At 47.7% G+C, this 22511-nt stretch carries 19 protein-coding genes; 4 read left to right on the top strand and 15 right to left on the bottom strand.

Translation table 11 applies throughout. From position 1 onward, the window contains the following. Nucleotides 1-3: 3 nt before the first annotated feature. The 13 genes from BM607_RS16480 to BM607_RS16420 all read right to left on the bottom strand — a co-directional run bounded on the left by BM607_RS16480 (nt 4) and on the right by BM607_RS16420 (nt 14988). Nucleotides 4-1053 carry an efflux RND transporter periplasmic adaptor subunit gene (locus BM607_RS16480; RefSeq protein WP_071940265.1) on the bottom strand — a complete coding sequence of 350 codons (1050 nt, stop codon included), beginning with the start codon at nt 1051-1053 and terminating at the stop codon, nt 4-6. A 27-nt stretch (nt 1054-1080) separates the two neighbouring features. Further along, nucleotides 1081-1722, bottom strand: a complete 642-nt coding sequence (locus BM607_RS16475; RefSeq protein ID WP_071940266.1) for a nickel transporter — start codon at nt 1720-1722, stop codon at nt 1081-1083. A gap of 40 nt (nt 1723-1762) precedes the next feature. Next, nucleotides 1763-3949 (bottom strand): TonB-dependent siderophore receptor, encoded by a 2187-nt coding sequence (locus BM607_RS16470; protein WP_071940267.1) that lies wholly within the window; start codon nt 3947-3949, stop codon nt 1763-1765. A 402-nt stretch (nt 3950-4351) separates the two neighbouring features. Next, nucleotides 4352-5599, bottom strand: coding sequence for a glutamate-5-semialdehyde dehydrogenase (locus tag BM607_RS16460; RefSeq protein ID WP_012588921.1), 1248 nt, complete (start codon nt 5597-5599; stop codon nt 4352-4354). A gap of 48 nt (nt 5600-5647) precedes the next feature. Further along, the gene (proB, locus tag BM607_RS16455; RefSeq protein ID WP_006079434.1) at nt 5648-6748 is read right to left on the bottom strand and encodes a glutamate 5-kinase; all 1101 of its coding nucleotides are present in this window, start codon (nt 6746-6748) and stop codon (nt 5648-5650) included. Between the two features lie 11 nt (nt 6749-6759). Next, complete coding sequence (gene putP, locus BM607_RS16450) at nt 6760-8256, bottom strand: sodium/proline symporter PutP (protein ID WP_006079435.1); 1497 nt, start codon at nt 8254-8256, stop codon at nt 6760-6762. Between the two features lie 3 nt (nt 8257-8259). Continuing rightward, nucleotides 8260-8436, bottom strand: coding sequence for a hypothetical protein (locus tag BM607_RS21940; RefSeq protein ID WP_006079436.1), 177 nt, complete (start codon nt 8434-8436; stop codon nt 8260-8262). 163 nt (nt 8437-8599) lie between these two features. Next, nucleotides 8600-10672 carry an FUSC family protein gene (locus BM607_RS16445; protein WP_071940269.1) on the bottom strand — a complete coding sequence of 691 codons (2073 nt, stop codon included), beginning with the start codon at nt 10670-10672 and terminating at the stop codon, nt 8600-8602. Between the two features lie 5 nt (nt 10673-10677). Beyond that, nucleotides 10678-11541, bottom strand: coding sequence for an HlyD family secretion protein (locus BM607_RS16440; protein ID WP_071940270.1), 864 nt, complete (start codon nt 11539-11541; stop codon nt 10678-10680). A 6-nt stretch (nt 11542-11547) separates the two neighbouring features. Continuing rightward, a complete protein-coding gene (locus BM607_RS16435; RefSeq protein WP_006079439.1) occupies nt 11548-11748 on the bottom strand; it encodes a DUF1656 domain-containing protein in 201 nt (66 codons plus the stop codon). Between the two features lie 181 nt (nt 11749-11929). Continuing rightward, entirely contained in the window at nt 11930-13285 is a 1356-nt protein-coding gene (gene gorA, locus BM607_RS16430; RefSeq protein ID WP_071940271.1) for a glutathione-disulfide reductase, read from the bottom strand. Nucleotides 13286-13464: 179 nt separating this feature from the next. Continuing rightward, a complete protein-coding gene (locus BM607_RS16425) occupies nt 13465-14028 on the bottom strand; it encodes a hypothetical protein (RefSeq protein WP_071940272.1) in 564 nt (187 codons plus the stop codon). Nucleotides 14029-14196: 168 nt separating this feature from the next. Next, nucleotides 14197-14988: a hypothetical protein gene (locus tag BM607_RS16420; RefSeq protein ID WP_071940273.1), complete on the bottom strand. Its 792-nt coding sequence runs from the start codon at nt 14986-14988 to the stop codon at nt 14197-14199. A 268-nt stretch (nt 14989-15256) separates the two neighbouring features. Here BM607_RS16420 and prlC point away from each other — a divergent pair, with 268 nt between their 5' ends. After that, complete coding sequence (prlC, locus tag BM607_RS16415) at nt 15257-17296, top strand: oligopeptidase A (protein WP_071940274.1); 2040 nt, start codon at nt 15257-15259, stop codon at nt 17294-17296. Nucleotides 17297-17480: 184 nt separating this feature from the next. Beyond that, nucleotides 17481-18011, top strand: a complete 531-nt coding sequence (locus BM607_RS16410) for a thioesterase family protein (RefSeq protein WP_006079446.1) — start codon at nt 17481-17483, stop codon at nt 18009-18011. Nucleotides 18012-18036: 25 nt separating this feature from the next. Here BM607_RS16410 and BM607_RS16405 read toward each other — a convergent pair whose 3' ends face one another. Further along, nucleotides 18037-18684 (bottom strand): glutathione S-transferase family protein, encoded by a 648-nt coding sequence (locus BM607_RS16405; RefSeq protein WP_006079447.1) that lies wholly within the window; start codon nt 18682-18684, stop codon nt 18037-18039. A 207-nt stretch (nt 18685-18891) separates the two neighbouring features. Between BM607_RS16405 and BM607_RS16400 the strand changes: the two genes are divergently transcribed. Beyond that, the gene (locus tag BM607_RS16400) at nt 18892-19581 is read left to right on the top strand and encodes a DNA-3-methyladenine glycosylase I (RefSeq protein ID WP_071940381.1); all 690 of its coding nucleotides are present in this window, start codon (nt 18892-18894) and stop codon (nt 19579-19581) included. Nucleotides 19582-19714: 133 nt separating this feature from the next. On the opposite strand, the gene BM607_RS16395 is transcribed toward BM607_RS16400, so the two are convergent. Then, nucleotides 19715-20461, bottom strand: coding sequence for a TorF family putative porin (locus tag BM607_RS16395; protein ID WP_083548640.1), 747 nt, complete (start codon nt 20459-20461; stop codon nt 19715-19717). Between the two features lie 899 nt (nt 20462-21360). Between BM607_RS16395 and BM607_RS16390 the strand changes: the two genes are divergently transcribed. Beyond that, the gene (locus tag BM607_RS16390; protein ID WP_006079450.1) at nt 21361-22506 is read left to right on the top strand and encodes an efflux RND transporter periplasmic adaptor subunit; all 1146 of its coding nucleotides are present in this window, start codon (nt 21361-21363) and stop codon (nt 22504-22506) included. Nucleotides 22507-22511: the final 5 nt, after the last annotated feature.

Genomic DNA, 22511 nt, shown 5'->3' with positions numbered 1-22511 from the left:
CCACTAACCTCCTATGACAGAGTTGAGCACAGAGACTGACTGTTGGTCCTGTAGGCTCTCGTTACCGCGGATCACCACGGGCGCATCTTTGGGTAATGGACTGAGGATTTCAATCCCGATGGCGCTCGTATGGCCCACTTGAACGGTATGGCGTTGGGCTATGTTGTTTTGCACGGTAAAGACGCTGAACTGGCCGTCCGGGTGACGGACTAGCGCATCTTGCGGCACGACAACACTGTGTTGCGCTCGCTGTAAGTGGAAGGTCGCAGTGGCCGATGTACCGGGCATCAAAAGTCCATCCGCTTCGGGAATGGTTAAGCGTACCAAGAAGCTGCGAGCATTGTGGTCGCTCACAGGGACAAGGGCATTCACATGGCCGATAAACGCTTGTTCAGGCAGCATGTCGGCGGAAATGTCCACGTGAGTCGCAGTGGCTACGCTTTGGAACATTTCCTGCGGCACTTGAATGTCGAGCCAGAGCTGTTCTTGGGATACTAAGGTGAAGATTTCAGTGCCGACATTAACCCATTCACCGGTTTCAGTTTGTTTGCTGGAAATCACCCCCGCAAACGGCGCCATCAGTTGGTGACGGGCGACTACCTCTTTTTGGTGTGCGAGTGCTGCCGTTAAACTCTGCAGATTGGCTTCGGCCTCGGTTAACGCCGCTTGGCGAATCGCGCGCTCTGTTTCGGGGAATAACTGCTGAGCGCTGAGTGTTTGCGCCTCGGTGAGGAGTCGCTGCTTTTCTGCCAGTATGGTCTTAGCGGCTATTACATCGGCTTGACGCTGTGCTAATTGATGTACGGCTAAGGTATCGTCGAGTGCGAGTAAAGGCTGGCCTGCGCGGACTTGGGAGCCTGCATCGACCAGCACTTTGGCTACTAGGCCATCGGTACGTGCCGATAAGCGAGCCACCCGTGCGGATTTAATGGTGCCACTGAGTGGCAACAGTTCATTGGTGCTGCCAGTTTGGGGCAAGGCGACTGTTACAGGTACTGCGCTTGCGTGGACTGCAAAACACAGCAGGTATAAACCTATCATTAAATACCGCACGTTAACTCCATCTCACTATTAAGATTGTTACTGAGTGATAAAACTTGTGGTGGTGATGTGTAAAACGCTATCAACCTCGTTGCCAGCCAGTGTTTGTTTGCCTTCTGTGGTGTGGTTGCTGACGAGCAAGTAGCGGCCTGCATCTGGGGTATCGAGGGCGAATTTACCTTGGGCATCGGTAGTGAAAGACTTGCTCCAAAAACCGGGGCGATACACTTGCACTGGATGATTCACCAGTGGCGCGCCTTTATAGCTAAGCACAAACTCGGGAGCGCCTGACTTTACTGGCGTAAATTCAAAATCTTGCAGCGCTTTGGTGTGTTCTTGTCCCGTGCGGGCATAGAGTATTGCGGCCTGCAATCCGGTTTCGGTTTTCCATGGCTGCCACGCGGTATCGGCATAGAAACTGACATCACTCTTGCCATCTTGGGTTTTAACCAGCAAATGATCGGCTTGCGCCGTGGCGGTCAGCGGCGCTTTGGCATTGGCGTCGAAAATTCGTGCCGCGCTTAACGACGCTAACTCTTCGGCTGTGGCGTACTCTGAACCCGGTTCACCAAATTGCACTTTGACCGAACCATCGCTGCTGCGCTCAAGCCATACTTCATGTGCTTGAGCCGAAAAGGCGATACCGCCGAGTAAAGTGAGTAGTACAAGTACTTGTTTCATTTAATTATCCTTAATATTGTTTAGGGAGGCGTGCAAAATTTTACAGCGTCCAACGTAATGACAGCGTGGCATTACGTGGCTCGCCAAAGTCTGCGTAACCCCAGAGTGAGCGGTTATAGTTTTTGTCGAAGATATTGTTGATGTTCACTTGCATCGAAATCGACGGTGTTATTTGGTAGCCAAACATCAAGTCAACGAGTGAGTAGGCGGATTGTGCTTGGCGGTAAGCCACATTCGGCGCGCCATCGACACCCCAAATAGTGCCTTGATAGAAGGTGCTGCTCTGCCAGCGCCAGCTTGCGCCCGCAGTAACGCCGGGGAGGATGTCTTCAAAGTTATACTTAGTGGTCAGTTTGAAAATATCTTCGGGGAGATAGGTTTGGCGGCGTAGGCCATCTTTATCTTCCGCGTCGTTATGGGTATAACCGCCACTGATATCCCAACGATCGGTAAGCCGTCCGGCAATTTCTAGCTCGTAGCCCTTGGTGGTAATGCCATCGACGCTCTCGTAGATAAAATCCCCAGAAGGTAGCTGACCTTTACCCGCATATTCGGGTTCGTTGTCTTTATTGGTTTCGTAGATTGCCGCTGACATATTGAGGGTGTCATCGAACAGTGCGACCTTGATGCCGCCTTCGACGTTGGTGCCTTCTGCGGGGTCGAGTAGTTGGCCATCTTCACCAAAATATGTGCCGGGTTTGAAAATTTCAGTACGGCTGGCATAGACAGAGATTTGTTCGGTCACATCGTAGACTAGGCCATAGTAGGGGATGAAAATGCCGGTTTTTTCCATGGTCGCATCTGTGCTATTGCCAACGAGATCATGTTTTTCGTAGGACCAGTTACTCACGCGTCCGCCGACCATTAACTTCAGTGAATCCAATACATTGATACGGACCGTGCCGTAAACACCCGATTGGCTTTGTTCATTTTTTTGGCCATTGGTGGGTGAATTAGGCAGATTAGGCTTGGGATAATTGCCTTGATCTGCCACGTTATAGCGACGTTGGGGTGTGGAGTTCGTGTTGATGTTGTCAAACTCGTTGTCACCATAGTTAAAACCGATCACCGCACTGTGCTCACGGCCGAGTAAGTCGAAATTACCCGTGGCGTACAGGTTGAAGCTGTTGGTATCGGATTCTCTATCATGCTGGGCGGCATAAGTATCGCCCCAAGGGCCGACAAACTCGCCGGTTGATTTCACTATGTTGTCGCCAGGGTAAAAGGCCAATGCATCTATGGTGGCGTTAGCAATACGGTAGGCACTGACGAGTGACCAGTCGTTATCGAATCTATGTTTAAACTCGGCCATGAGACTTTTTTGGGTCACGTCCCAATGGGTCCAGTCCTGTGAGCTGGAATAACTGCGGCCGAACTCGACAGCTGTGCCATCGGTATAAAATGCAGGATTAGAGTTCCAGTTATACACGCCATCGGTTTGCGATTTTTGATAGTCCGCAAACAGTGACAAGCTAGTATCTGTACCTAGACTCGTTTCAACCACGCCATAAAGCACTGTGGTATCGCGTTGATAGCGGTCGATAAACGAATCGCCTTTCTTCACCGCACTGACGAATCGACCTTTCACATTGCCTGAATCCGTTAGCCAGCCAGAAACATCGGCCTCTAATCTATAGGTATTCCACGAGCCATAACTGACACTTGCAGTGGCGCGGGTATCATCCGTTGGGCGTTTACGAATAAAGTTAACCGTGGCAGAAGGTTCACCTAAGCCGCTTAAGATCCCGGCCGCACCTTTTAACACTTCAACTCGTTCGGCAATCACAGGGTCTAAACCTTGATCAATTGAGCCGCTGTAAACATTAGATGAAGAGGTTGTGATTAAGCCGTCAATTTGCACACCGCTGTCGAGTGCATAACCGCGCACGAAAATCTTACTGTTTTCAGAGGCATCACCCACCATAGTGACGCCCGGAGTGTGGTTTAACACTGACTCCATAGTGATCAAACCTTTGTCACTGATCATCTCTTCGGTAATCAAAGTGACGCTTTGCGGGGTTTCTTTGAGTGACATAGACAAACCCGTGGCGCTATTCATTGCCGCTCGGGTGTAGGTTCCTACTACGTTTAATCTTTCTATCTGTTCTGTATCTTCTTTCTCATCCTGCTTAGGGTCCGTATTGGCTTGAACCGTCAAAGTGAGTGTGCTGAGAAGTACAGGGATCAATGGCGAGCGCCATGACGTTAAAACAGATAGGGGAGGCATGGTATTTCAATCCTTTCAGGCGATTTCAGATTAAATGATGATTGGCGATCCTGAGTGCAAATAAAGCACATAGTTGCAAATGAGAATCGATCGCATGATAGGTTTGTTGAAAATAAATGCAATATGCTCAATGTGTAAATTGTTGAAGCGGGGTTGTAACTTATTGGCGAATAGTTTGTCAGCGAGCTGTGATAAGCGGTCGCGGTGGGAACCGCGCTTGTAGCGCATGCCTTACTATAACTTGGTTTCAGGGCATCGACTTGGAACTCAGGCTGTTGTGACTCAAGTTCCTTTAGCCAACAAAAAGGCCACAGTCGTTACCGACTGTGGCCTTTAATCTTTACAATTGAATCGAAATTCAACGGACTTGTTAAGCCTAAAAGTGTGATTTACACCTTAGGTTTACGCCCGCACTTGGCCTGTACCTGAGACTAAATACTTCTCAGCGGTCAAGGACTCGAGTCCCATTGGGCCGTAGGCATGTAGCTTAGAGGTCGCGATGCCAATTTCGGCGCCAAGACCGAGTTCGCTGCCGTCGGAGAAGCGCGAAGAAGCATTGACCATCACCACTGAAGCATCAACTGCACGTTGGAAACGTGCGGCTGTGACTTCGTTTTCGGTGCAAATCACTTCGGTGTGCTGGCTACCAAAACGGGCAATGTGTTGGATTGCATGGTCGAAGTGATCGACTTGGCGAATGGCGATTTCGAGATCTAAATACTCTTGGCCGAAATCGTCTTCTTCCATATAAGTACAGTTTTCGAAGTAGCCACCGGATTGGGTACAAGCATTGATTTTAACCTTATGCTCGGCCAGCGCTTTGGCCACTTTAGGCAGGAATTGCGAAGCAATTTCTTGGTGCACTAATAGGGCTTCGAGGGCATTACATACGCCTGTGCGCTGGGTTTTACCGTTGAGCAGTAAGTCCAAAGCAATATCCAGATCGGCATCTTTATCGACGTATAAATGACACACGCCTTTAAAATGCTGGATCACTGGGATTTTACTGTTGTCAGACACAAAGTTAATCAAGCCTTCGCCGCCACGGGGAATGATCACATCGATATAATCTCGTTGCTGCATTAGTTCCAACATCAGGGCACGGTCAGGATCGGGCACCACTGTGATTAACGCCTCGGGCAAGCCGTATTGTTTCAATACACTTTGCAAAATGGTGGCGATAATTTTGCTGGTGTGCAGCGCCTCTTTACCACCGCGCAAAATCACGGCATTACCGGATTTAAAGCATAGGGCACCCGCATCGGCGGTGACATTCGGACGCGCTTCATAAATCATACAAACCACGCCTAATGGCACGCGCATCTTGCTGATGGATAAGCCGTTAGGTCGTTGACCAATATAACGTTCATTGCCAATCGGATCGGGCAAGGCAGCGATGGTTTCAATGCCTACTGCCATGGCTTCTACGCGTTCTGGTGTTAGCGTTAAGCGGTCGAGCATTGCGGGGGCAACGTTATCGGCTGTTGCTCTGTGTAGGTCAATCAAGTTAGCGCTTTGGATTTCGTAGGACTTTTCACGTAATGAACGTGCCATGTCGAGGAGTACAGTATTTTTAAGCTGTTCGTCAACTTGGGCGAGAATAAGAGCCGCTTTAGCAGCTTCTTGAGATAAGTTTTTGATTAAAGTCATATTTACTCCGCTTAGATGTTTACTCGCTTAGTTTTATTCGGCTGATGCTTATTCGAGAATGGCGATGTTTTTCTCGGAGATGATCGGTCCAGTCTTTTGCTGAAATTCACTGGCAAACTCGCGATCGTCTTGGTCCGTAATAAAGCTAAGTAAACAACTGCTGTAATTGGATTTGGCCTTGGCCAATTTAGTACCATCACCTTTGCGTACTAAAATGGTGTCACCGGCAGAAAAGTCCCCATTAATGGCAACGACATCGTCGCTGGTCAATTGCTCGCTATGGATGTCGAGGGAGATATTAAAGTCATTTTCAACAATGACTTCGCCCTGAGCCTGCGAGGTATGTGTCATCCAGTGCAAGTGATCTTGCATTGGCTTTTCATCGGGGGTAAATAAGGTTCCTGGGTTTTGGCCCTTCAACAATTGGTTGAATGAGTCAGCATCAAAACCATTGATAATAAAGGTCTCGATCCCGTGGGAAATCGCCTTCTTGGCGGCTTGTATCTTAGTCCGCATACCACCAGTGCCGACGGCGCTGCTGGCGCCACCTGCCATGGCGTAGATTTCGGCATTAATCTCGGTCACCTGCTTGATAAGCTGTGCATCGGGATTTTCATGGGGGTTTTGTGTGTAAAGCCCATTCACATCCGAACAGATAATCAGTGTATCGGCATCGGCCGCTGCGGCTACCATGGCCGAGAGATTATCGTTATCGCCAACTTTGAGCTTGTCGGCGGTCACGGCATCGTTCTCGTTGATGATAGGCAGTAGCCCATGTTCGAGTAGGCTGAAAATCGTATCTTTAATACTGATGTAACGATCTCGATTGCGTAAATCACCGTGGGTTAACAGTAGCTGTGCGGTCGGGAAATCAAATAACTTGTTCCATGTCGCCATCATATCGGCCTGACCTGCTGCTGCCATGGCTTTCTTCACTGTGACGCTAGGTTTATCAACCTCGCCAAAGTGATGCCATCCCGCGGCGACTGAGCCCGAAGAGACCAAGACAACTTGGATCCCTTGGGCACGACAATAAGTAATAAATTGGGCAATGCCGAGTAAGTAGTGGCTGCTGCAACCTTGTTTGTGGGGTGCAATCAGGGCACTACCTACCTTAACGACAATGCGTTTCCAGGGTAAGTCAGTCATACCTGCGCGCCTCATCTGTCTTCGGCTAAAACACGGCCAGCCTTATGGAATAATTTAGTGGTTTTGGCACAGGGATCAGTATCGAGTAACGAGACTATCCAAATCACCACACTGCTCACGGCAAAGCCGGGGATCATTTCATACACCACTGTGGTTAAGGCTTGTCCATCTGCCAATACTGGGGCATAAATCCAAAACAACACTGTAGCTGCGCCTGACACTATGCCGGCAATCGCGGCTTTGTGGGTTAGGTTCGCTTTATACAAGCTAAACAAAACTAACGGACCAAATGCGGCACCGAATCCTGCCCATGCATTACTCACCAGTGATAGCACACTGCTAGAACGATCGAGCGCCAGTAGACTCGCGACAATTGCTACGCCTGCTACGCCAAAGCGTCCCATTTTCACCATGTCTTTCTCGGTAGATTCTTTCTTCGAAATAACGCGATAGATATCTTCCGTTAGCGAGCTTGATGACACTAATAGCTGCGATGAAATAGTACTCATGATCGCGGCCAGAATGGCGGCCAGTAAGAAGCCACTAATGATCGGATGGAACAATAACTCAGAAAACACGATAAAGATGGTTTCAGGATCGGTCAGCTTCATACCAAATTTATTGGCGTAGGCGATACCGACAAGACCTGTTGCCAGTGCACCCACAATGGTCACTGTCATCCAGCCCATACCTATGTGTCTGGCGGTTTTAATGTCAGCTACTGAACGAATCGCCATAAAACGCACAATAATATGCGGTTGGCCAAAGTAACCGAGTCCCCAAGATAAGCTTGAGATAAGCCCTAACATAGTGACGTTTTGCATCGCATCGGTGAAGTGTGGAATCGACTGATACGCAAAGTTCAACATAGTGTCAGCGCTGGTAAATTCTTGATATGCCACGACAGGAACTAAGACTAAGGCGACAAACATAATACAGCCTTGGACAAAGTCAGTGAGGCTCACTGCCAAGAATCCACCTAACAGGGTATAAGAAACCACGACCGCTAGTGTGACGACTAAACCTATGTCGTAGTTCAGGCCAAATGCTGACTCAAACAATTTACCGCCAGCCACTAAACCCGCTGAGGTATACAAGGTAAAGAAGATCACAATGATCACGGCCGAAATAATACGGATACTGCCGTTAGCATTGCCGAAGCGTTTAGCAAAAAACTCCGGGATAGTGAGGGCGTTGTCCGCCACCTCGGTATAAACCCTAAGTTTTGGTGCAACGACCAAGTAATTGATTAGAGCACCAATCAATAGCCCAAGTGCGATGTAAATGGTTTCGAAACCAACCAAAAACATAGCACCGGGAAGACCCATTAGCATCCAGCCACTCATGTCAGACGCACCCGCTGAGAGTGCGGTGACCTGTGGACTTACCTTACGGCCGCCAAGAATATAGCCTGACACATCGCTGGTGGATTTTTTGTAAGCGAATAAGCCAATGGCGAGCATAACGATAAAGTAGATAGCTAAGGAAATGTAAGCGAGGTAATTCATTGGTTATTTTTCTCCTAACGCTTTGTTATTTTGAATAATACTCGGTTTCAAAATGACAAAGAGATAGGTGCTTAATATTGCAAGTAAACACATAAACTGCATTGATTCCTTAGCGTGTAATCGGGTAAAGCTTGCTACTTGCGAGATGAGATTTTCCTCTGGTGGGTTCTCCGTAGACATAATTTCTCCTTGGTTGATAATTGAATTTATATCACCAATATAGTTAGTGATCTAACTATATTAAGGCATTTTATCGGCCAAATATCAAGCTTCTATTGGATTTAAATGGTTTTGGTGGCAGTAAAAGAGTGGCTTTTGGGGTGGGAAATAGTTTGAGAACTGACTATTTTTCTGAGGTGTTTTTCTGCTCGGCGATACTGTGGGCAGTACGTTCGAAGGTTAAAGTGATGCGTTCAAACATCCCAGTAATCATAGTGAATTGTTCATTGGGTAACGGACATTGGGCCAGCGCTTGTAATAAGGCTTCGCTGCTGATTTTAAACTCTTCTGCGACTTGTCCGTGGGCGCAGGCGATAAATGCCTGACCTAAATTGTGTTGCCAAAGGTTGAGTGCATTTTCTAAGCCTAAGTTTAAGTGCGTATCTGAAATGCCCTGCAACATGCGCCGCATCCGAATCGACACATGGCCTAGATTAAGTGCCGTAAACACCAGATCGGTAAATACCCTCGAACTCTTGCCCGAGCCTTTTTCGTAACCGGCGATCCGCAGCAGTCGATCGCCCATGCGGGCGTTAAACCAAGGCTCAGGATCATCATGCTGCGCGATATGCACCAGATCTTTTTGGATGGATTGCAGCAGACGATATTGCATCAACCGCTGGCTAGGTTCGGTAATCAATTTAAATAACCAATACAGCACAGTAACGCCAACAAAAATCGCTAAGGCATTGCTGACGGTGTTTTCTATCGCAAATGAAATGGTATTGCTGGGCTGCACTAACACAGCAAACGGCACGCAAATGCCGAGCCCATAGGGCAAGGTCGGTCGATTAGCCAAGGCGAGTAAGCCGATAAAAAACGGCCCAGCGAGCACTAAAACCAGGATTTCGAAATCGCCGCTACTCTGTGCCAGCAAAGGTAAAGCGTAAAACACTGTGAGCGGTACAGCGATAGTGATGCCGACAAGAATACGCCGCAAAATCGTGGTTAACATCGGCAGTGGTTGGCGCGCCATCATGATGGAAAAGACCACGGGCAGCAGGATCATCATGAGGACCGCGCTCGACCCTGTGCCAATCCACAATGAAGCCCCAATGACAAACACCGCCATGCTGCGCAGGCCCGTGGTAACGCCTATTAATGGGTCTCGGTGAAACTCCATCGGCGGCGCGTTGAGCTGTACCGCAGAGTGACTGGTCAGCACGTTGTAGCTCTTGAGCACCATGATCAGATCGGCGCTTAATTCCATCGCGACTTTGAGTAAGCGCGTCTCTAACGGCGCGCGGTCGCGGTATTGCATCAGGTTTTGTTGGAGTTGATACCTCAAGGTGCGCGCCATTTTGTAGCATTCTTGGTAATCACTGGATTGCGCCATCAAGGTAAAACTACTGCGCATATTGGCTAATGTTTTCGCGAGTGGTTCGCTAACAAGATGGGAATGATTACGTTGCAGCCGGCCAAATATTTGGATTGCCGCCAATAGCGAAAGGGTTTTATTGCAGAGAAAGTTCGCCGCATGGCTCTGCCCGCGTCCTTCGGGGCCTTCATAAATCACCGCGCTGGAGTCGTCACTCAGCGCCGATACTGACTCCATAATCGTGTCGATATGTTCATGGCGACTCGCGTGTTCCCCCTGTAAATCGAGTTCTAATGCAAGATAGTTAAGCGTATGATTAATTGTGTTTTTAGCATGCAGTTGCAGACTATATTTTACCTTGGTTGGCCAAAGTAGCGAGCTGACCAAGACGGCGCATATCGCCCCAACAACAATCTCGCTGATCCTCGACTGCGCCACATCGAATATTTTTGCGCTATCGGCCGTGCTCGGGCTTGCCATCACAATGAGCACTATCAAGCAGGCGGTCATGCCCGCCATAGCAAAGGCATAGACAAAGTTTTGCTGGCGTACCATGGCCGACAACCCAGAATTTAGCCCTATCCAGCAGGCGAGTAATCCTAAGGCGAGTTCGGGATAGGGCGTAAACCAGTTGAGTATGGCAATCCCCGCGAGCGCGCCGACTAAGGTGCCGCCGATTTGGCATAAGCCCTTTTCGATCACGAGCCCGCTTTCAGGGCGGATTTGCAGAAATACCGCCGACACCAGCGCCCAATATGGCCGTTCTAGATTTAAGAACATGGCCACATATAAGGCGAGCGCCATCGAGATCACGCCTTTAATCGCGAAGATGAGGGTTCGTCGGTCTGGAAAGAATAAACTCTTCAGTAACAGCGTCATAATGACTATTTGTCAGTTTGTAGCTGGATGGAAACTGTCATGCCGACGCTCAGCTCTATGTCCTTAGGAATGCTATGTAGCTGGATATCGACCGGAATACGCTGCGACAACCTCACCCAATTAAAGGTTTGGCCGATTTGCGGCAATAACTGTCCATTAGTAGTGACATTGGTATTGGCGATTGCTTTACCTATGCTGGTCACTTTGCCATGCAAGACATGGCCGCCACTCATCAGGCTGACATCGGCGTTTTGACCTATGTGAACCAAGGGGATTTTGGTTTCTTCAAAATAGCCTGTGATATAGAGAGAATCTTGTTTGACCAGCGAAAATACTGAGTTGCCTTTGCTGACATAGTTGCCATTACGCAGGCTTAAATTGATCAGTGTGCCGTTTTCGGGAGCGTGAATTTGCGTTCGCGCTAAGTCAATTTTGGCGGTATTTAATTGCGCCTGTGCGAGTTCATAACTGGTTCTTGCCAGTTCGGTATTGATAAAGGCTTCGTCGAAGGTTTCTTTGCTGACCAAGTTGTCATTGGTCAAACCGATACGACGTTTGTACTTATGTTTTGCCAGTTCCCATGCCAATTTTTGACTTTCCGCTTTGGCATTCAATTCGGCAATGGTGGCCTTGTAGCGGGTATCGTCCACAGTGAACAACACATCACCCTTATTGACGATTTGATTGTCTTTTACATTCAGTTGGTTCACCCAACCGGACACATCTGGCGCTATGGTAATGATTTCGGCGCGAACTCGGCCGTCGCGAGTCCAAGGAGAATAAAGGTAGTGTGACCATATCCAATGTCCCGCGATACCTGCAACCGCGACCACAATGAGGGTGAGGCTGATACGAAAGATTTTTCCCATGAACAATCAACTCCCAAGCAAGTAAATGACCAACGCCAGATAGCAGATAAACAGCCCAACTTCGAACCAAGCTTCGCGCCACAGCTTGTGATAGAGCCCAGTTTGATAGAGCACCAAGCGAGTGATGCAGGAAAGCAGAAAAGCTAAGGGGATAAAGATAATTAATGGACTAAATAACAAACCATCGAACGCGAGTTCTTTAAGCATTACGCTATTCATCCCGATTACAGTGGCGCAGCGATAACCGCGCTATGGGTTTAAAATGCAAAGTACTCAGTCGAGATTATAGGAAAGTCGCGTGAGAGTTAATGATTTTATGCTATCTGCGATCAATTAGGGCCAGCATTAGCTGGCCCTAAATATGATGAAATCAAAGCAAAAATCGCTTTTACCTCATGGTAACGAATTCTTCAGCGCCCGTTGGGTGGATAGCAACAACCGCATCGAAATCGGCCTTAGTTGCACCCATTTTCATAGCGACGCCGAAACCTTGGAGGATTTCGTCCATACCAAAACCAATACCATGAATACCGACGACTTTTTCGTCCTTGCCAGCGCAAACTAACTTCATCTTACAGGCTTGGCGATGGGCCGTGACGGCGGTGTACATTGAGGTAAACGTCGAGGTATACACTTTGACGTTATCATCGCCGTATTGAGTACGGGCTTCTGGTTCGGTCAAGCCCATAGTGCCAATGGGTGGATGGCTGAACACGACCGTTGGGATCAGGCTGTAATCCATTTTGGCATCTGTCATGTCGTTAAATAAACGCTCGGATAACAAACGGCCCGCTTTAACCGCAACAGGTGTGAGCTCTACGCCGCCCGCCATAATGTCGCCGACACAGTAAATTCCTTTGTGGGTCGTATTTTGCTGCTCGTCAGTGATGACATAGCCTTTGCTATCTACTTGCACTTCGGTGTTTTCTAAGCCGATATTGCCCGTCGCTGGTGAACGGCCAATCGCCCAAATTAGGCAATCGACTGTGATGCTTTCACCGTTTTCTAAGCTCAGTGTCAGGCTGTCATCGGCATTTTTAACCACAGCTTTTGGTACGCTATGGGTGTGCAATGTAGGGCCTTCGGTCGCCATGGCTTCAACGAGGGCATCGACTAAGATGGGGTCAAAGTTACGCAGCGGCGCATGTTTACGCACTAATAAGTGAGTTTCACTGCCCAGAGCGTGTAACACGCCAGCGACTTCAACGGCGATATAGCCCGCGCCCACAACGGCAACGCGTTTTGGTTGCTCACGCAGGGCGAAGAAACCATCGGAGTCGATACCGTATTCGGCACCAGGAATATTCGGAATAGTCGGCGCGCCGCCAGTGGCGATAAGGATATGATCGGCGGTGTAATGTTCGCCATCCACTTCAATAGTGTTGCCATCGACAAAACGGCCGTAGCCATTTAACAGGGTCACTTTGTTGTTGGCAAAACCACGGCCGTAGGCATCATGAATACGGCCAATGTAGGCTTCGCGGTTCTCGACCAAGGTATTCCAATCGAATTTATTAACAGTGACGTCGAAACCATAATCTTTGGCGTAAAGGTTCATCGCTTCGGCAACATGGGCGCCATACCACATGACTTTTTTCGGCACACAGCCTACGTTTACACAGGTGCCACCTACGTGTTTGGCTTCGATGAGTAGAACCTTAGCGCCACGCATTGCTGCTCGGTTTGCTGAGGCGATACCGCCGCTGCCTGCGCCTAGGCAGATATAGTCAAAATGTTGAGCCATGAGTTTCTCCGTCTTACTTCAAGGATGAGATGCTTTACAGCAGAAGGTCATTGTAGGGGTGTTTGCGATAACAGACCAGCCCATTGCATGACTAACGCATAAGACCGTACTTTGACTGAAAAAGATCCCGAGCTTTACACTTACCCGAACTGGGCATTAGCTGTTCATCGGGTCGCCGTCTAGCGGCGATATTGGCAATTAGAGTGATCGTTTTGAGCGGGACCTTCTGCGCCACATTTCAAACATTGCCATTCCTTTTGGCGGGCGCTGAGTTCGTCGGCTTGATACGTAGCGGTGTTATCTTGTTTGCCGCCGAGTTGCGCTTCTAACTGATCCATACGTTTATCGAGCCAGCGGCAGTTGGGATCATTGGCTACGTGTTCACGGCTGGCAAGTTGTTGCTTGCGGCTGAGTTTTTTACTCTTAGCGGCTTTGGTCGATTGCGTGGCTTTAGTTGATTTAGTGGTTTTGGATGGCTCGGTTGGCGTGAGAGTGGGAGCCGAATACTCGAAGCTGCTTTGCTCTTGGTTAGGCAGATTAATCGGTTTGCCCTCACTGTCGAGCAAGGTGCCTAGGGGCAAAGGCGCGGTTTGTGTCGATTGTGATAGGGACTCTAGACTCGGTTCAGATTCAGGCTCAAGTTCAAGTAATTGCCGTGCGTCAGCCGAGTGTATGACTGGGAGAAAAAGCAGAAGTAAGGCAATAACGGCGGTGCGGATGAGATAAAAGTGCTGGGCTAACATTCCCTGTTCCTCGGCAAAATCGATATGAATGGTGAGTCGTTCCGTCGACTTTTTGAGTGTAGTTAGTGAGCGCTATTTTGCCAAATGGAGCGGGATAAATTGACAGAGGAAGGTTGTAATACGGCGCTACAAAACACTGAGCTAAAAACCACGGCGCTAAGAATGGAGTTAAAACGTTATCGCAAAGTGGATGCCGGCATAGGTCTCATCTTGCGAACTCATATCGCCATTCGCCATCGCTTCTTGCTCAATATCTCCTTGGGCAATGCTGTGGCTGATGTGACCATCGATACTCATGTAGGATGACAGCTGATAACTGGCTTCGAGGCCAAATTGCAAGTTATTGCGGCCATCGTGTTCTTCTGTGCGGTATTTAAAATCAAACCCTTGAGTGATGTATGGCGTGAGACTGAGCTGATCTGTGACATGCCAATAGCTGTGTAAACTCACTTCAACAAAGTAACCCGCAGCCTCGTTGGAATAGACATAACTTGCCGATGGTACTAGCCAAGGTTCAGCGGTGTAAGCGAGTTCGGCAAATAGCTCGTTATCGTGGCAACGGGTATTGCTGTAGCCTTCAATGCGTTGATAACCCACATTAGCCTCTAGGTTTTCGGCCACATCGAACCCATATTCAAGGCCTATATTCCACTCAGTGTAGGCTTGGCTATCGCCGCGGCCAACTAAAGCGTAGACGGTGATATTGTCTTGCTGGACTGCGGTATTCAGCCAATAGATGCCGCCATCTTGCAGATTATTGCGACCCTGTGAGACGTATTGACTGTCCCAACCTAAATCCAGTGTTACAGCTAAGGCTTGGCTATTCTGGCTGGGCAATCCGGCGCTTGAAATGCTCTCGATGCTTTCTAGGCTCTCATTGGCGAATGCGTTGTAGCTAAGGCCGTTGATGCCTAAAGTGCAGAGGATGCTCGCCATCAGTTTTACTGAGTCTGTTGCCATATTTTTGCTGATTTAGGTAGAAATGCGTTTGTTAGGGCGAGAATACCTTTCCCATAGATAAGTGTTAATGCGAATTGATTCGATTTGCGATCAAGCCGACAATAATGCTTAGGTACATTAAGCGTAAATGCTAAATGCGAACGAGTTCACTTTTTTTAAGCAGAAATAGCGTTAGCAAGGCGTTCGAAGGGGGCAATCGGTTTTCTTGCCTTGATAAATAGCCTGTTAGCCCTTATCTATAAGTGATACAGATTGTTGAGGAGTCAATATGAGCAACCCTTTGCTTAGCGGCGCAAAATTACCGCTTTTTTCACAGATTAAACCGGAACATATTCAAGTCGCCGTTGAGCATGCCATTGCTCAGTGCCGCACTAAGATTGATCAAGTGCTGCAGAATCAAGGTCCTTACACTTGGGACAACTTGGTCGCGCCACTAGAACAGGTTGACGATGAACTGAGCCAAATTTGGTCGCCCGTTTCTCACATGAATTCAGTGACCAGCACCGATGAATGGCGCGCTGCTCATGATGCTTGTTTGCCGCTATTGTCGGAATACGGCACCTATGTTGGTCAACACCAAGGTTTGTATCAAGCCTATAAAGCCCTGCGTACATCGAATGAATTTACACAGTTAAGCCAAGCCCAGCAGAAGGTGATTGAACACAGCCTGCGCGATTTTGAACTATCGGGTATTGGCTTAGATGACGCGCAAAAAGTGCGTTATGGCGAAATGGTCAAACGTCTTTCTGAACTCACCAGTGGCTTTTCGAATCAATTACTGGATGCGACTCAAGCTTGGACTAAGTTGATCACAGATGAGGCTGAGCTTGCTGGCTTGCCTGAGTCTGCCAAAGCCGCCGCTAAGGCGATGGCCGATGCGCGTGAGTTAGACGGTTGGTTATTTACCTTAGATTTCCCTTCTTATTTACCTGTTATGACTTACAGCGAAAACCGCAGTCTTCGCGAAGAGTGTTACCGCGCCTTCGTTACGCGCGCCTCGGATCAAGGCCCCAATGCCGGCGAGTTTGATAACAGCCCGCTGATGGACGAAATCCTAGCGCTGCGCCACGAACTCGCATTGTTACTCGGTTTTGACAGTTTTGCCGACAAATCCCTAGCGACGAAAATGGCCGAAACGCCAGCGCAGGTGATGGCATTTTTAAATGAGTTAGCGCTGCGCTCAAAGGATCAAGCTAAGGCAGAAGTGGCCGAGCTGAGAGCGTTTGCCGAGACGGAATATGGCGTGACCGAAATGGCATCTTGGGATTTAAGTTTCTATGCCGAGAAGTTGCAGCAGCATAAGTATGAGATTTCACAGGAAATCCTGCGTCCATACTTCCCCGAAGATAAAGTGCTCTCGGGTTTGTTCTACACAGTATCGCGTTTGTTCGGCCTTAAAATCGTTGAGCAAAAAGACCTTGATCGTTGGCATAAAGACGTGCGTTTCTTCGATATTTTCGACGAAACTGACGAACACAGAGGCAGTTTTTACCTCGACTTATATGCCCGCACAGGTAAACGTGGCGGTGCTTGGATGGATGACTGCCGTGTACGTCGCCAAACCGCCGATGGATTGCAAAAGCCAGTGGCCTATTTGACCTGTAACTTTAATGGTCCGGTCGATGGCAAACCTGCGCTATTTACCCACGATGAAGTGACAACCCTGTTCCACGAGTTTGGCCATGGTATCCACCACATGCTGACCAAAATCGATGTTGCAGGCGTGTCGGGTATCAATGGTGTGCCTTGGGATGCGGTCGAGTTACCGAGCCAATTTATGGAAAACTGGTGCTGGCAGGAAGAAGCCTTAGCCGAAATTTCAGGTCACTTCGAAACAGGTGAACCATTACCTAAAGCCTTGTTAGATAAGATGCTGGCGGCGAAGAACTTCCAATCTGGCATGATGATGCTGCGCCAACTCGAGTTCTCGCTATTCGATTTTAGAATGCACCACGAATACGACCCCGCTAAAGGCGCGCGCATTCAAGAAACCTTAGACGAAGTGCGTCGTCAGGTCGCCGTATTAACGCCGCCAGACTTTAACCGTTTCCAACATGGTTTTGCCCACATTTTTGCGGGCGGTTATGCTGCGGGTTATTACAGCTATAAATGGGCTGAAGTGCTGTCGGCGGATGCGTTTTCCCGCTTCGAAGAGGAAGGAATTTTCAACCCTGAAACGGGTCGTCGTTTCCTGCACAATATCCTCGAAATGGGTGGTTCAGCTGAACCTATGGACTTGTTTAAACAGTTTATGGGACGCGAGCCGAATATTGATGCCCTGTTAAGACATTCAGGCATTGCTGCATAAGCTAGATAAGCAATTGTTCACCTTGATAAATCAGCCCATTATAACGGGCTGATTTTCTCTGAGCATTTAGTTTTGCTAAACGATAAAAAGGCGTCATCTGACGCCTTTTTTGTGACATAGATCCCGCTTGCCCTGTGGTATGACCTCTGTTAGCCTGTGGCTCTTATTCCAAGGGCGACTCGTTATGAATCTGTATTTTCGTTTGTTTTGGTTGTTATTTTGGCGCACGCGTCACTGCCGTAAGATCGATTTTTTAGGGACAAGCCGTATCACGTATCGTGCTTTACCGAGCGACTGCGATATCAATTTCCATCTGACTAATTCCCGCTATCCCGCGTTTATGGATCTGGCGCGGACTTATATGCTGGCCGAGATGGGTCTGCTGAAACGTTTCTTAAAGTTGAAGTGGATGCCGATAGTTAACGCCGCCGAATTTACCTATATTCGCGATATCAAGCCGCTAAAAACCTTTGAAATTGAAACCAAAGTCGTCGGTTGGGATGAGAAATATTTCTATATTGAACAACGCTTTGTGAGCGAACGTGGCCTGCATTGTATCGTGCATGTGCGCGGTGTGTTCGTGTGTAAAGGTAAGCAAGTGCCGCTAGATGTGTTAGTGAAAGAGGCGGGTTATACCGATGCTGCACCTGAGTTGCCGCCAGAAGTCGTGAAGTGGAAAGCGTTTTTGCAGTTGAAGAAAGAACGCAATATGTGATCTTGTTGAGGCATGACTTACCCCGCTAAGGTATGCCTCTTATTCCCGCCGTTTCCTCCATTTCAGCCAGCAACACCTCTTCTTGTACTAACATCCAAGCGCCGCGCAATTGTGCCTGTTGCCAATAGCGCACGATTTCATCCAAATCCAATAGATTTAAGTGTTGAAAGCTATAACTTAAACAAGGGATTAGGGCGCAGTCGGCTAAGGTAAAACTGTCGCCGCAAACCCAATGGTGTTGCGTGAGTTGCGTGTCTAAGCGTTGAAATTGTACCAGTAGTTGTTTCTCTAATTGTTTGATTTCGAACTCGTTACTGTCCTCGGTATGCTTCAACTTTTCTAATTGAAATAATGGGTTATTAATATCATTGTCTATGATGCGATCGAACAAACGCACCTGTAAGTTGCGTTGCGGTTCTTGGGGCAGCAGCTGGGTACTGTTATTAAAATGCCTATCTAAGTATTCAATAATAATGCTGGATTCGGGAACAAGCAGCTCATCGTGGGTTTTTAGCAGGGGAACTCTCGCCTGCGGATAGGTTTGGTGAAATTCCTTGCGTGAAAAAGGGTCGCGCAGATCTATGATTCTGGGGTAGAAATTGGCCTGCTTTTCATAAAGTGCGATCAGCACCTTTTGTGAATAGCGAGATAAGGGGTGATAAAAAAGCTCCATAGGCACTAACTCCAAACCCTGAATTTTACTGACTTTACGCCTTAACTTTAGTCGTAATTAAGGTGCTTGCTGTAAGAGTTTTTCTAAAAAATGCAGGGATAAACACAATTTTTGGCTGCAAAGCCAAATGATCCATCAAGGATAAAAATCGGTATTATTAACGACATATTAAAAGTGTCGGGATTTAATCATTTTAAAGGTAATAATATGAGCCAGTTAGAGCGTTTTTCATCTATTTATGCCAGAGCCAGTGAGCGCAAAGGCGGGGCTGCGGGACTCGAAGCCTTGTTGTCTGGTTGCCTGTCCGATGATGAAATTCGCCAGTATCGTGATGCTGAATTATTGTCAGCGATGAGCCGTCAGGTGTTTCAAAGTGGTTTTGTATGGCGGGTGGTTGTTAATAAATGGCCTGAATATGAGAAGTCATTCTTTGGATTTGAACCGCATAAAGTGTTGATGTTATCCCCTGAGCAAATTCAAGCGCGGGCGAGTGATGCGACACTGATCCGCCATCTGAAAAAGACTCAAGCCATTTATGATAATGCTTTAATGATCCACGATGTTGCTCGCGAACATGGCAGCTTGGCGCAGCTGATCGCCGCTTGGCCGACACCGGATATTATCGGTTTATGGGCACTGTTAAAGAAACGCGGTACCCGACTGGGCGGCAACACAGGTCCTTATTTTCTGCGCGGCATTGGCAAAGATACCTTTTTGTTAACCGATGATGTGCAAGGTTATTTTAAAGCGCACAAGTTAGTCGATGCGGGTTTTACGTCGCAGACAGCGCTTAAACAAGTGCAAGCTGTATTTAATCAGTGGCAACAGGAATCGGGTCGTTGTTTGGCCGACATCAGCCGTATTTTGGCTTGCAGCGTGGGGGATAACCGAATTTAGGACGTTTAGATCTAGCACTTTTAAGCGCAACATAAAAAAGACCAGCCGCGGTGGCTGGTCAAGGCTCTATTCATCAAGCCACTGGAGTGCCGCAGGGAAGCTGCGGATGAGCGGGTAACGCGACGAGCTACACTTAAAAACTTTTACTGATGCCCACGACAAATCTGTCATCGAAGATTTCAGTCTGAGTGCCATAGACCTTATGGTCGGTATCGACTGTGCTGCCGTGGTAACGGACATCAAAATTCAACCCGTAGAATACTTTGCTTAGACCTAAGTTCCAGTGTCCCCAACCTTCGGCACCTTCACCGCTCAAGTCTTGATAACCGACAGAGCCTGAGATTTTTACGCCATTATCGAAGTTGTAGCTTGGGTGCAAGGCGTAGTTCACGCCGTGCCAGCCATCGACACCAAACCAGTCATCGACTGTGGGTGTGACTTCTAATTGCAAATTGGCGCGGCCAAACTGTTTGCCCACTTTGAGCCAGAGTTCTGTGTAGTTTGAATAGGATGCACCTGGGTAGAGGTATGAAAACAGCATCACATCATAGGTAAATCCTGAGTCGCCAAATTCACCGGCTTTGCCGATAAAAGGCGCGGTAACGATCTCTAAATTAGGATCGGCAAACTTGATGTTGGAGCTAAATACCCCAGCATACCAACCTTCATCGTGATTCCAGCTTAAGGTGCCTTGCACTACGGGGATTTCGCCGCCTAAGGTTTCAGATTCACCGCGGAACACATAATCGGAGGCAAAGTTAACATTGGCATTAATCGTACCGCCAAAGAGCTGGTTGTTATCGGCCGCTTGAGCAGTCATAGCAAGGGAAAGTAACGCCCCACTTAGCAGAAATTTAGTGCGAGTCTTCATAATCATCATCTCAAAATTATTTCAAATTATTGGGAGTTGTTAGCGCACCATTATCGTAAAAATAACTTGTGAATAGCCGTGATGCTTGGAATGAACCAATCACGAAAATATGTGAATGAATATGAACAAATGCGTTTTTAAGCGAGGAATTTTTAGCTTTGTAAGCAATATTCGTCATTAAAGAAGTGTTAATTGTGGGAGTCTGAGTTTCATTTAATGGGGTATTAAACTGGATTTCGGGTTTGCTCCGCCTATGGCTAACCACTAAAATAACTCGCTCAGTATAATTTGAGACGGTTACTTTTATTGTTGTGGGTTTGACTCAAGCCATTGGCGCCGTATTTCGGCCATATGTTTGAGGTAACAAACTGCACATTAATCCGCTAAATGATGTTTTTTACGCGCAGGCAGTCTGAAGCTAATTCCTTGCTTACTCTCTTTCGGTATTGTCAGTCTTGATAGGGTCGTTTTTAGCGACTTGATGCTGAGAGCGGCCTGAGTAAAAACAGTAGCGCTGTGTTTTCGTCTCTATGTACAAATTATTGCAACAAGTGGCGGTTAAGCTAACGCTATTGAGCTGTGAGCCTTGGCCTACGGCAAGTTTAGAATATGAACAGATTTGCAACATATTCAATATGGAGTAGGCTTATTGGGTGTTTTACGGCATATCCCTCTAACAATGTTGCTCAAAGTTAACAGGCTTTTTAAATCGAATAACAATTCGATGAATATAGTAATGCCGAATGAGTGAAAATTTTCATTAGTTTACAATTTAGTTTCGTTATCTTCCTTGTTGATTCATATAGGCTATGAGATAAATAACGGATTTGATTTTAGTTACAATTACGGCTCGTGTCAGCGCAATAAGTGTACTGGTATGTGGGCAGTTAATATTTGAAGGAGTTCTCATGCGGCAGACAATTAAACTTGCCTCAGTTATAAGCGTGGCGTTATGGATGGCAGCTTGCAGCCCTCAAGAAGAGAAAGCTCAGGCGGGCGCTGGCCCACGTAGTATGGAAGTGGGAATCCTTAATGTTGTTGCCCAGCCACAAGTGATTCAGGTGGAATTACCAGGACGCAGTAAAGCTTTCCTCGAGGCCGAAGTTCGTCCACAGGTGAGCGGTATTATCACTAAGCGTAGTTTTGTTGAAGGTGGCAATGTGAAACAGGGTGAATCCTTGTATCAAATTGACTCTGCAACTTATAAAGCCGCATTAGTGAGTGCCAATGCCGATTTAGCCAGAGCCAATGCGGGTTTAGCCTCAGCAAAAGCTAAGGCTGCACGTTATCAGCAACTGGTGAAAACCAACGCAATCAGTAAGCAAGAATTTGATGAAGCTGAAGCGGCATATAAAGAAGCATTAGCGAATGTCACCGTGGCAGAAGCTGCGATTAACACCGCTAAAATCAACCTGCAATACACTGAAGTATTAGCGCCTATCTCTGGTCGTATCGGTAAATCGAGTGTGACTGCGGGTGCGTTAGTGACAGCGAACCAAAGCCAAACGCTGGCGACGATTCAACAACTTGATCCTATCAATGTGGATATCGCGCAATCGAGTGCGCAGTTGTTACGTCTTAAAGCTAAGTTGAAGCAAGGTAAGCTACAAGCTTCAGAAAATGCTGATGTGCAGCTGTTACTCGAAGATGGCACACAATACAGCCATCCAGGTAAGTTACAGTTCGCCGAAGTGAGTGTGGACCCAAACACTGGTTCAGTCATTCTGCGCGCTGAATTCCCTAACCCTGAAGGTATCTTGTTACCTGGTATGTATGTTCGCGCTATGTTGAATGCGGGTACTGATCCACAGGCTATCTTAATTCCACAAAAAGCCATCACGCGTAACTCTAAGGGTCAAGCAGTGGCTATGGTTGTGAATGACCAAGGTGTCGTTGAATCGAAAACTGTAACGACCGCTGAAGTGATTAACAACCAATGGCGAGTCACTTCTGGTTTAGCTGTGGGCGATAAATTAATTGTGGAAGGATTACAGAAAATTCGTCCAGGCGCTCCAGTAACCACCAAAGTTATTTCTGAAACGCAAGCACAATAGGGCAT

The sequence above is a fragment of the Shewanella sp. SACH genome (assembly GCF_001887095.2).
Taxonomy (GTDB): Bacteria; Pseudomonadota; Gammaproteobacteria; order Enterobacterales; family Shewanellaceae; genus Shewanella; species Shewanella baltica.
Note: the sequence above shows the minus strand (reverse complement) of the source record. Positions and strands in the feature narration are given on the sequence as shown.

Coding starts and splice junctions, on each gene's coding strand:
- BM607_RS16475 (WP_071940266.1), bottom strand. CDS start 1,722: ATGAAACAAGTACTTGTACTACTCACTTTACTCGGCGGTATCGCCTTT.
- BM607_RS16470 (WP_071940267.1), bottom strand. CDS start 3,949: ATGCCTCCCCTATCTGTTTTAACGTCATGGCGCTCGCCATTGATCCCT.
- BM607_RS16460 (WP_012588921.1), bottom strand. CDS start 5,599: ATGACTTTAATCAAAAACTTATCTCAAGAAGCTGCTAAAGCGGCTCTT.
- proB (WP_006079434.1), bottom strand. CDS start 6,748: ATGACTGACTTACCCTGGAAACGCATTGTCGTTAAGGTAGGTAGTGCC.
- putP (WP_006079435.1), bottom strand. CDS start 8,256: ATGAATTACCTCGCTTACATTTCCTTAGCTATCTACTTTATCGTTATG.
- BM607_RS21940 (WP_006079436.1), bottom strand. CDS start 8,436: ATGTCTACGGAGAACCCACCAGAGGAAAATCTCATCTCGCAAGTAGCA.
- BM607_RS16445 (WP_071940269.1), bottom strand. CDS start 10,672: ATGACGCTGTTACTGAAGAGTTTATTCTTTCCAGACCGACGAACCCTC.
- BM607_RS16440 (WP_071940270.1), bottom strand. CDS start 11,541: ATGGGAAAAATCTTTCGTATCAGCCTCACCCTCATTGTGGTCGCGGTT.
- BM607_RS16435 (WP_006079439.1), bottom strand. CDS start 11,748: ATGCTTAAAGAACTCGCGTTCGATGGTTTGTTATTTAGTCCATTAATT.
- gorA (WP_071940271.1), bottom strand. CDS start 13,285: ATGGCTCAACATTTTGACTATATCTGCCTAGGCGCAGGCAGCGGCGGT.
- BM607_RS16425 (WP_071940272.1), bottom strand. CDS start 14,028: ATGTTAGCCCAGCACTTTTATCTCATCCGCACCGCCGTTATTGCCTTA.
- BM607_RS16420 (WP_071940273.1), bottom strand. CDS start 14,988: ATGGCAACAGACTCAGTAAAACTGATGGCGAGCATCCTCTGCACTTTA.
- prlC (WP_071940274.1), top strand. CDS start 15,257: ATGAGCAACCCTTTGCTTAGCGGCGCAAAATTACCGCTTTTTTCACAG.
- BM607_RS16410 (WP_006079446.1), top strand. CDS start 17,481: ATGAATCTGTATTTTCGTTTGTTTTGGTTGTTATTTTGGCGCACGCGT.
- BM607_RS16405 (WP_006079447.1), bottom strand. CDS start 18,684: ATGGAGCTTTTTTATCACCCCTTATCTCGCTATTCACAAAAGGTGCTG.
- BM607_RS16400 (WP_071940381.1), top strand. CDS start 18,892: ATGAGCCAGTTAGAGCGTTTTTCATCTATTTATGCCAGAGCCAGTGAG.
- BM607_RS16395 (WP_083548640.1), bottom strand. CDS start 20,461: ATGATGATTATGAAGACTCGCACTAAATTTCTGCTAAGTGGGGCGTTA.
- BM607_RS16390 (WP_006079450.1), top strand. CDS start 21,361: ATGCGGCAGACAATTAAACTTGCCTCAGTTATAAGCGTGGCGTTATGG.